Raw genomic sequence first — 8,961 nt, 5'->3', positions numbered from 1 at the left:
GTTTATATGAGCCTGGGGCCGCCGTGGACGTGTGAGCCGGGCGGCACCGGCGGCGCGCGCGCGGGGGCCCCGCTGGGGCGGTGGGGCCCCCCGGGTGACGGTCGGGCCCCTCCGGCGTCATGGGGAGGCGTGCCTCAGGCGGCCTTGGTCTCCCAGAAGATGCGGTCGATCTCGGCGATGAGGTCGAGGGCCTTCTGGCCGGTCGCCGGGTCGTTGGACGCCTTGGCGGCCGAGAGGGCCTTCAGGGTGTCGTTGACCAGGGTGTGCAGCTGCGGGTACTTCTCGAAGTGCGGCGGCTTGAAGTAGTCGCTCCACAGCACGGAGACGTGGTGCTTGGCGAGCTCGGCGCGCTGCTCCTTGATGGTGATGGCGCGGGCGCGGAAGTCGGGGTCCTCGTTGGCCTGGTACTTCTCCTGGACGGCCTTGACCGACTCGGCCTCGATGCGGGCCTGGGCCGGGTCGTACACGCCACACGGCAGGTCGCAGTGGGCGGAGACCTTCGCCTTGGGGGCGAAGAGGCGGGAAAGCATGGAGATTCTCCTCCTCGTGATCGTCTTCTCAGGAGGGGAGATTACTCCGTGGGAAAGGGTATTTCGCGAGCGGCCCCGGGGGCTTAGGACAAAAGTCCAGGCCGGGTCGTGCCGTGGTGAGCGAATGTACGGCAGGGTGCGGCAGCATGCCCCGTGAGGGACGAGCGGGCGAGGAGGTCGCGGATGGCGGGCAGGACGGCGGGCAGGGGTGGCTCCCGGTTCGAGGTGCTGGAGGTGACGGGGCCGTCGATGGCGCCGACCCTGTTGCACGGAGACCGGCTGGTGGTGCGGTACGGGGCTGCCGTCCGCCCGGGTGACGTGGTGGTGCTGCGCCACCCGTTCCAGCAGGACCTGCTGGTGGTGAAGCGGGCGGTGGAGCTGCGGCCGGGCGGCTGGTGGGTGCTCGGGGACAACCCGTTCAACGAGACCGGCGACAGCACCGACTACGGGGCGGTGCCCGAGGACCTGGTGCTGGCGACGGCGGTCCTGCGGTTCCGGCCGCGCCCGGAGGATCAGAGTTCGCTGAGGGCGCGGCTGTCCTGGGCGGTGTCGGCGCTGCGGCCGCTGTGGGCGGACGCCTCGGCCTCCAGCCGCTTGCGGGCGCGGTAGGCGGCGACGTTCGCCCGGGTGGCGCAGCGGTCGGAGCAGTAGCGCCGGGAGCGGTTGGTGGAGGTGTCCAGGTAGGCGTTGCGGCAGGGGGGTGCCTGGCACAGGCCGAGGCGGTCGGGGCCGTGTGCGGTGAGGTGGAACGCCAGGCCGAAGGAGGCGATGGCCGCGTAGCCGGCGGAGGCGTTGGAGGGGTGGTCGGCGAGGTGGATGTGCCAGTTGGGCGTGCCGTCCTCGTCCAGGGTCTCGTGGCCGGAGACCTGGGGGCTGACGGGGAACTCCATGAGCAGGGAGTTGAGCAGGTCGACCGCGAGGACGTGGTCGCCGCCGTCGGCGGCCTCGAAGACCGCGCGCAGCCTGCCGCGGACGTTGCGGAAGCGGGTCACGTCGGTGTCGGTGACCCGACGGGCCATCTGCGTGCTGGCGCCGAAGAGGGCGCGCACGGCCTCGACCGAGGTGAGCGTGTCCTTGTTGCGGGCCGGCTCCTCGGTGTTGACCAGGCGCACGGCGAAGTCCGAGTAATGGGCCAGTTCCACTTGTAGTCCTTACGGATGCGGATTAGGGTCTCGGTAACGGCTGCTACGTATTCGAGGGTATTACGGGTGGAGGGGTTCGCGGCGACGCGTACGGCGACCGCCTGGCAGCCTGACAGGACGGCTGGGACCGTCAGCACGAGGCGTCCGTGCCGGACCGCTAGGAGCGGTTCCGCGTGATGCTGGACATGCTGAACATGCTGGAGGCGTTCGTCGGCCCCACCCCCGGGTGCTGGATCTGGCGTGCGGTACGGGAAGTATTACGGACCGCGTCCTCAAGCGGTTCCCGGGAGCGGCCGGCACCGGCGTGGACCTGGACCCGGCGCTGCTGACCCCCGCCCGCGGACACTTCGAGGGCGACGACCGGGTCTCCTTCGTCACCGCCGACCTCAAGGACCCCGAATGGACCGCGGCGCTCCCCCACGAGACGTACGACACCGCGCTGACCAGGAAATACCTCTAACCACACACCCTACGCCGGTGCGTGTTCGGCGCCGCCTGGTTCACCGACCCCGGCCCGCTGCTCCCGCGCTCGTCCACGCCGGCCTCGAACCGGGCGGGGTCTTCACCCTCTCGCAGCGCCCCCCGGTCAAAATGTCACTTGTTCAGCAGCCTCGGTGGAACCGAAGCACACAGCGCAGACATCACCGATCCGCTTGCCACCGGTACCGGCCGTAAGGGGCAGCACATCGGCACCGTCCAGCTTCTGCCCTGCATCCAGCATCGGAATGCCGTTCCACATCACGGCGCACTCGCCGGCGATCTCTGACGTCAGCAACTCATAACCGCCGAGCCGACGGAACCCTGACGCGATCTTTGCCCGGATCTCGGCGTTCATGTAGAGCGCACCGTTAGCGCCATCAATACCGCGAACCCACGCGCTCAGCGTCTCCAAGGCATGCGAAGAACTCGTAGCCGTTGGCCACCGGACCGAGCCCCTTGGCACACGAAATGGATGGAGGCAGCCTTGACCTTCATCAGCTGAACTTCCCGCCGCTCGTTCAGGTTGCCGCGGGTTTGCGCAATGAACTCGTCCGCGTCCGCGTCGCCACCCGTCGGACAGTGGATGATGACCGGTCACCCTCGCCGGCTGACCGCACAGCACGCACCACGGATGCCGGTACAGGTACCCCCTGCGGACACGCTGCCATCGCGTGTCATACACCGCGCCACCACGTGACTCGCGCACTCGGTTCACCTCGCGCTCATGCTCGGTTCCGCCTCCGCCTGCTCGGGACCGAAGATCACGAGGTGCACCTACCAGCGGCTTATTTAAATAGGCGCGCACAGATCAAGCCATCTGCCGCAGCGCCCACCGGAGGGAGTTGGGAAATCAGTTCGCCGCAAATCGGGGGAAATGAGACAGCTTGCACTAGGTCAAGTCGACGAACCAGCCAAAGTGTTTTCAGCGACGCTTAATACGATTGACTGCCGCTATTACTTCATTGAGGATGCTCCCGGAGCTCCCACGGAGGGAGCCTAGGGGGATACGGCATGAGGAATTTCGGAAGATCGATAGCTTTCGGCTTCGTGAGCGTGGTACTCGCAGTTTTTGGCGTTTCCACGCCAGCAGTCGCAGACGGTCCTCAGGTTGGCACCGCTACCGGCGACACCGGCCTTGACGCCACCGCCGGTCTCAAGGTCGGGCAGCCCGTCATCCACAAGCGCGGTGACGGGGTGAAGCCGCCCGCAGAGCTGGGAAACCCCTCTGAATGGGGTGTGGTAAAGATCGAAGTCAATGCGTCGACGAGTTCTTTTCAGCCGCTGGGAAACGACTGCAAAAACGTCAGTCGCGGCATCTGGTGCTACGGATGGGATAAGGTCAATCCTGGAAAGAAGTGCTACTCAAACTACATGGCGAGCGTGGAACACAAATCTACGGTGCGGGTAGTGAACGTGGATTACTCCAGCGGCTGGGTGGATGCAGGTAAAACCTCCTATGCGTATGCATATTCGGGCCTGCAGTACACGTGCTACAGCTATTACTCCAACGCCTAGCCCCTGCGGCGCGGGTTCAATCCGACCTAACTGGGGTAGCTAGTGTGCGACTCGGGGCCTGCACGAGGAATCGTGTGGGCCCAGAGTTGTATCGCCCCTGCTTATTTTTCGAATAGATAGGGGAGAGGAACATTAAAGATCTTTCGCTCGCTCGCGCCGCGTCCCTGGCTTTGCCGCTAGGCGCTGGCCTGCTACTTGGGCTGGTAGGCCCTCTTGCCGAAAAGTGGGGCAGCCCCATTGGTGTGGTTGTGGGTGTTATTTTCTCCAGCGGATGGCCTTGGGCCTGTTTCGCATTTCTGGTAGGTTATTTTCGGCAATCAAAAATCGAATCAACCATACTGGCTCCTGTCGGGCTGGCTATCGGCGTAGTCGCTTACTACATTTCAAAAGATTGGGGTTCTATCAGCCCGGACGGAATGGCGGCCGGCGTCTCAAGTGGAGGAACGTCCGATAAGATCGAAGCATGGGCGTTCTTCGCGTTTGCATTCGGGGCACCTCTTGGGTTCTTGGGCAACCTGGCACGAGTGCCCGGTATTGGCGGCCTCTTCTTTCGGCTGCTCATTCCACTCGTGGCCTATTATGAGATGTCCATGCGCTTGGCTAACGAGGCGCGGGGGCTGGATTCGCTTATCGTCAATCTCTGGACAGCGATTCGGGTCATTGCGGTTGTGGCTGCGATCGCCCTGGTGGGGCAGACAATCTGGAGTTTTTGGAGCGCTCGGCGTAGTCGTCATTCGAGATCGGAAGAGCGCGAGCCAAAAAGCTCGTGAGGTGAGCTGATCGCCCCCTCTCACCGATCTCCGTCGCCGTGTTGAGCTTGCAGCAGCCCCGACAGGGCGGCTGCACGTTGGCGTCCACGTCCTCGCCACCGAGGTGCGGGCGACACTGCGCACAAGCGCATGTGGTCCCCCGACCGCGCCCCACCGGAGTGGGGTTGGCCGCTCTTACACCGGCCCATGTGGAGGGCAAGCCTTGCCCGCCCTCGCACCGGGCGAGAAAGCGCGGACCGTCCGGTGCTGTTCGGCGCCTACAGGGCGTCAGGCGCTGGGGTCGACGTCTTCAAGCTCGGCCAGGGCAGCCGCTTCCTGGTGTTCCAGTGCCGCCCCACGGTTCGCCTCCTGCTGCTCCGGGTTGAGGCCCGGCAGCCGGAACCTGCGCTTGGCCTGGCCGGGGTGCAGTTCCATCCGCACGTCGAACTCCATCAGGATCTCGCGACGGGCAACGTCGTCAGGGGCGGACAACCAGTCCCGTTCCACGGTCCGGCCGACCGACACCCACCGCATCCCGCCGGGCGTTCCGGCAGTTCCTTGAGTTCGGCGATCTCCTGCGCCATCCGGGCGTACTCGGTCCGGAACCACTCGGTATCGGCTTCCGATTCGTACAGGCCCGCCTGACGGTCTCCACGGAGCCGTGTGCGGTCCGCCTCGATCTCCGCGATCCGCGCCGCGTACCCCGTACCGGGCTCGAACTCCTTGCGCCGGATGTCGGGTGGCGTGGTCCTCCTGCGGATCGGCGATCGGTACGGCGTGACCGTCCGGGCCGGTCACGGGCCGTTCGTGGTGCATGAGGTAGCCCCGTGATGCTTCGCTGGTGATCAGCATCCGCTTGATGGCCTTGGCGTTCCACAGCGTGCCCTTGGGCTTGCGCCCGTACATGGCCGACCGATGGTCCGTAGACAGCACGCCCGCGCGGTTGAGCCGGGCGGCCTCGGTGTGCACGGTCACCGTGCCCGTCTCGTCGGCGAGGATGCGTTGCGCCACGTCCCGGATGATCAGTGCGGCCACCGGGTCCAGCTCGACGTGATCAACCTTGGCGGTGGGACGCAGGCGGACGAATTGGTCCCCGTACCGGTTCTTTCTGCTTGGGCTGTCCGGCGGAACGGGCACGCTTGGTCTCGTCCCCGTTGCGCTTCTGGATGGCGCGCAGCTCCATCTGCGCCCCGAAGGGCTCCATGGACAACCGCATCTCGTCGGTGGGGTCGTCCAGGTTCCACGGTGCGTGTTGCGGGACCTCCCGACGGCCACCCCCCTGCACTGGCTGCACGGCCCGCGGGTCGCGGCCCTCTACCGACAGCTCGCCCCGCTGGTCCGGGAGGGCGGGGTCTTCATGAACGCCGACCACATGCCCGACGCCTCGACCCCGCGGATCAACGAGGTCGACCGCGCCGTGCGGCACGCCGCGACGGGCCGGGCCCGCGCGGCCGGAGCCGTGGACCGGGCCGTGTGGTGGGCGGGCGCGGCCGCCGACCCGGTGCTCGGCGAGCCGGCGCGCGGTCTGGTGCTCGCCCTCCGACTCGCTGGTCCTCGGTCTGAAGTAGGAGCCTTCGGAGGAAAGCGAGTACCTGCGCAACGCGGGAGGGGCGGTACGGGGATCCGTACCGCCCCTCCCGGGGTGTCGGGCGGCAGCCCGGGCCGGCTCAGAGCACTCGGCTCAGAGCACGCGGCTCAGAGCACCTTGGACAGGAACGCCTTCGTCCGGTCGTGCTGCGGGTTGCCGAGGACGTCGCGCGGGTGGCCGGACTCGACCACGACGCCGCCGTCCATGAAGACGAGGTTGTCGCCGACCTCGCGGGCGAAGCCCATCTCGTGCGTCACCACGACCATGGTCATGCCCGACTCGGCCAGGTCCCGCATGACGTCGAGGACGTCGCCGACGAGCTCCGGGTCGAGCGCCGAGGTGGGCTCGTCGAACAGCATGAGCTTCGGCTCCATGGCCAGTGCGCGGGCGATCGCCACCCGCTGCTGCTGCCCGCCGGAGAGCTGGGAGGGGTAGTTCCCGCCCTTGTCGCCGAGGCCGACCCGGTCGAGCAGCTTGATGGCGCGCTCGCGCGCCACCGCCTTGGACTCGCGCTTGACCATCACCGGCGCTTCCATGACGTTCTCGATGGCCGTCATGTGCGGGAAGAGGTTGAAGCGCTGGAAGACCATGCCGATGTCCCGGCGCTGGGCCGCGACCTCGCTGTCCTTCAGCTCGTAGAGCTTGTCGCCCTTCTGGCGGTAGCCGACCAGATGCCCGTCGACGTACAGCTTGCCGCCGTTGACCTTCTCCAGGTGGTTGATGCACCGGAGGAAGGTCGACTTGCCGGAGCCCGAGGGGCCGATCAGGCAGAACACCTCACGCGGGGCGACCTCCAGGTCGATGCCCTTGAGGATGTGCGCAGCACCGTAGGACTTGTGGACGCCCTCGGCCTTCACCATGGCAGTCGTCATCAGGCCACCGCCTTGCGGTTCGAGAAGCGGGAGAGGTTCGCCTTGAGCTTCTGCCACGGCGTGGGCGGCAGGGTGCGCAGGGCACCTCGGGCGTAGTGCCGCTCCAGGTAGTACTGGCCGACGGAGAAGATGCTGGTCAGGACCAGGTACCAGATCGAGGCGACGAAGAACATCTCCATGACCGCGAACGACGTGGCCGCGATGTCCTGGGCGGCCCGCAGCAGGTCGAAGTACTGCACGGCGACGACCAGCGACGAGGTCTTGAGCATGTTGATGAACTCGTTGCCCGTCGGCGGGACGATCACGCGCATGGCCTGCGGGAGGACCACGCGGCGCATGGTCTGCGTCTGGGTCATGCCCAGGGCGTGCGAGGCCTCGGTCTGGCCCTCGTCGACGGACTGGATGCCCGCGCGGACGATCTCCGCCATGTACGCGCCCTCGTTCAGGCCGAGGCCCAGCAGGGCGGCCAGGAACGGCGTCATGACCTGGGTCATCTCGTCCTTGTAGAACCCGAGGTTCAGGATCGGGAAGATCAGGGCGAGGTTGAACCAGATGAGGAGCTGGACGTACACCGGGGTACCGCGGAAGAACCAGATGTAGAACCAGGCGATCGTGCTGGTCACGGGGTTCTTCGAGAGCCGCATCACGGCGAAGACGACACCGAGGACCAGGCCCAGCGCCATCGAGGCGATGCTGATCCAGATGGTGTTGGCCAGACCCTGGAGGATCGTCGGGTCGAACATCTTCTCGGGCACGGTGGCCCAGCGCACGTTGCCCTGCGAGAAGGCGTAGACGAGCGCCGCGACGAGTGCGAGGACGACCACGGCGCTGATCCACCGGCCGTAGTGGCGCACCGGGATGGCGCGGATCGCCTCGTGGGGGACGGCCCCGGCCGGCGGGTTGTCCGCCGGGCCGGAGGCCTTGTCGAGCTTGTCAGTCACAGTGACTGCCCTTCGATGGTGCAAGGAAGACGAAGTACGAGGGGAGTACTCCGCAGGGTCACTGGCCGGCGTTGACCTTGGCCTCGGTCACGGCGCCGGAGCCCGCGTTCCACTTGTCCAGGGCGGCCTTGTAGGTGCCGTCCTTGATGATCGCGTCCAGCGCCTGCTGGAGGGCGTCGCGGAGCTCGGTGTTCTTCTTGTCCACGGCGATGCCGAAGAAGCCGGCGTCGGTCGGGTTGGCGATGGCCTCGAAGTCGTTGCCGCCGCCCGCGGTCTTGGCGATGTACGCGGCGACCGGGGAGTCGTTCAGGTCGGCGACCGCGCCGCCGGCCTTGACGCGGGTCTGGGCCTCGGCGTCCGTCGGGAAGGACTCGATGGCGAGCTCGCCCTTGCCGTCCTTCTTGCACTTCTCGGCCTGGTCCTTGGCGGACTGCTCGTAGGTGGTGCCGCGCTGGACGGCGACCTTCTTGCCGCACAGGTCGTCGAGGGTCTTGATGCCCTCCGGGTTGCCCTTCTTGACCAGGATGCCGGTGGAGGCCTGGAAGTAGTCGACGAAGTCGACGCCCGCACCGGTCTTGTTGCCCTTGTCGTCCAGACCCTCCTGACGGGCCTTGGTGTCGGTCAGCGAGGACATGACCACGTCGCTGCGGCCGGTCTGCATGCTGCCGATCAGGGTGTCGAAGGTGCCGGACTCGAACTTGAACGTCACGCCGAGCTGCTTGGCCAGGGCCGCCGCCACGTCCGGGTCAACACCGACGATCTTGCCGCCCTCGGTGAACTCCATCGGGGCGTAGGTCGCGTCCGTACCGACCTTGATCACGCCCGCGTCCTGGATCTTCTTCGGCAGCTTGGCGAAGAGCGGGGCGGAGCTGTTCGCGGCCTGGCCCGACGGGGTCGTGGAGCCCTTGTCGGTCTGGTCACCGCAACCGGTCAGGATCAGGGCGCCGGCGACCGCGATCGCGCCGACCGCGGCAATCCGGGACCTGGCGGCGGTCGTACGACGGGTGGTGCTTGCGGTCATGAGCTGGTTCCTCCGGCTGACTGGGGAAAGCAAGCGAGAGCGGTCGTGCACGCATCTTCGAGTGTCGCGACCTCGTGTGAATCCGCATCTTGCCATTCGGACTGACGCATTCAGGCAGTTCGT

Annotated in this window: 10 protein-coding genes and 2 pseudogenes; 5 read left to right on the top strand and 7 right to left on the bottom strand. The window is 66.8% G+C overall.

Translation table 11 applies throughout. The features are described 5' to 3' along the window. Positions 1–134 precede the first annotated feature (134 nt). Positions 135–530, bottom strand: coding sequence for a superoxide dismutase, Ni (gene sodN / locus ACFV7Q_RS25190; RefSeq protein WP_360631000.1), 396 nt, complete (start codon positions 528–530; stop codon positions 135–137). Positions 531–713: 183 nt separating this feature from the next. Between sodN and sodX the strand changes: the two genes are divergently transcribed. Beyond that, positions 714–1,139 carry a nickel-type superoxide dismutase maturation protease gene (sodX, locus tag ACFV7Q_RS25185; RefSeq protein WP_385431545.1) on the top strand — a complete coding sequence of 142 codons (426 nt, stop codon included), beginning with the start codon at positions 714–716 and terminating at the stop codon, positions 1,137–1,139. On the opposite strand, the gene ACFV7Q_RS25180 is transcribed toward sodX, so the two are convergent. Beyond that, on the bottom strand, positions 1,043–1,672 hold the full coding sequence (locus ACFV7Q_RS25180; RefSeq protein WP_385431544.1) for a CGNR zinc finger domain-containing protein: 630 nt from the start codon (positions 1,670–1,672) through the stop codon (positions 1,043–1,045). The genes sodX and ACFV7Q_RS25180 overlap by 97 nt on opposite strands. A 15-nt stretch (positions 1,673–1,687) precedes the next feature. Between ACFV7Q_RS25180 and ACFV7Q_RS25175 the strand changes: the two are divergent. Beyond that, positions 1,688–2,117 (top strand): annotated as a pseudogene (locus ACFV7Q_RS25175) (class I SAM-dependent methyltransferase); the annotation flags it as partial. A gap of 141 nt (positions 2,118–2,258) precedes the next feature. Here the strand turns inward: ACFV7Q_RS25175 and ACFV7Q_RS25170 are convergent. Then, positions 2,259–2,507, bottom strand: coding sequence for a hypothetical protein (locus tag ACFV7Q_RS25170; protein ID WP_385431543.1), 249 nt, complete (start codon positions 2,505–2,507; stop codon positions 2,259–2,261). A 692-nt stretch (positions 2,508–3,199) separates the two neighbouring features. On the opposite strand from ACFV7Q_RS25170, the gene ACFV7Q_RS25165 reads away from it, so the two are divergent. Beyond that, the gene (locus tag ACFV7Q_RS25165; RefSeq protein WP_385431542.1) at positions 3,200–3,667 is read left to right on the top strand and encodes a hypothetical protein; all 468 of its coding nucleotides are present in this window, start codon (positions 3,200–3,202) and stop codon (positions 3,665–3,667) included. A 242-nt stretch (positions 3,668–3,909) separates the two neighbouring features. Beyond that, entirely contained in the window at positions 3,910–4,437 is a 528-nt protein-coding gene (locus tag ACFV7Q_RS25160; RefSeq protein ID WP_385431541.1) for a hypothetical protein, read from the top strand. A 267-nt stretch (positions 4,438–4,704) separates the two neighbouring features. On the opposite strand, the gene ACFV7Q_RS25155 is transcribed toward ACFV7Q_RS25160, so the two are convergent. Next, entirely contained in the window at positions 4,705–5,553 is an 849-nt protein-coding gene (locus ACFV7Q_RS25155; protein WP_385431540.1) for a hypothetical protein, read from the bottom strand. A 130-nt stretch (positions 5,554–5,683) separates the two neighbouring features. On the opposite strand from ACFV7Q_RS25155, the pseudogene ACFV7Q_RS25150 reads away from it, so the two are divergent. After that, positions 5,684–5,984 (top strand): annotated as a pseudogene (locus tag ACFV7Q_RS25150) (SAM-dependent methyltransferase); the annotation flags it as partial. A 127-nt stretch (positions 5,985–6,111) separates the two neighbouring features. Here the strand turns inward: ACFV7Q_RS25150 and ACFV7Q_RS25145 are convergent. From ACFV7Q_RS25145 to ACFV7Q_RS25135, 3 genes are read right to left on the bottom strand one after another with little or no spacing between them, the layout of a single operon-like run. Beyond that, complete coding sequence (locus tag ACFV7Q_RS25145) at positions 6,112–6,876, bottom strand: amino acid ABC transporter ATP-binding protein (RefSeq protein ID WP_385431539.1); 765 nt, start codon at positions 6,874–6,876, stop codon at positions 6,112–6,114. Further along, positions 6,876–7,817: an amino acid ABC transporter permease gene (locus ACFV7Q_RS25140; protein WP_385431538.1), complete on the bottom strand. Its 942-nt coding sequence runs from the start codon at positions 7,815–7,817 to the stop codon at positions 6,876–6,878. The genes ACFV7Q_RS25145 and ACFV7Q_RS25140 overlap by 1 nt, the downstream gene beginning before the upstream one ends. Before the next feature lie 58 nt (positions 7,818–7,875). Then, positions 7,876–8,838 carry an ABC transporter substrate-binding protein gene (locus ACFV7Q_RS25135; protein WP_385431537.1) on the bottom strand — a complete coding sequence of 321 codons (963 nt, stop codon included), beginning with the start codon at positions 8,836–8,838 and terminating at the stop codon, positions 7,876–7,878. Positions 8,839–8,961: the final 123 nt, after the last annotated feature.

Origin of the sequence: Streptomyces sp. NPDC059851 (assembly GCF_042732005.1) — a bacterium.
Lineage (GTDB): Bacteria > Actinomycetota > Actinomycetes > Streptomycetales > Streptomycetaceae > Streptomyces.
This window is presented reverse-complemented; position numbering and strand designations above follow the sequence as displayed.

Excerpts from the sequence above, each read along its gene's own strand:
- sodN (WP_360631000.1), bottom strand. The coding sequence starts at position 530 with ATGCTTTCCCGCCTCTTCGCCCCCAAGGCGAAGGTCTCCGCCCACTGC.
- sodX (WP_385431545.1), top strand. The coding sequence starts at position 714 with ATGGCGGGCAGGACGGCGGGCAGGGGTGGCTCCCGGTTCGAGGTGCTG.
- ACFV7Q_RS25170 (WP_385431543.1), bottom strand. The coding sequence starts at position 2,507 with ATGAACGCCGAGATCCGGGCAAAGATCGCGTCAGGGTTCCGTCGGCTC.
- ACFV7Q_RS25145 (WP_385431539.1), bottom strand. The coding sequence starts at position 6,876 with ATGACGACTGCCATGGTGAAGGCCGAGGGCGTCCACAAGTCCTACGGT.
- ACFV7Q_RS25135 (WP_385431537.1), bottom strand. The coding sequence starts at position 8,838 with ATGACCGCAAGCACCACCCGTCGTACGACCGCCGCCAGGTCCCGGATT.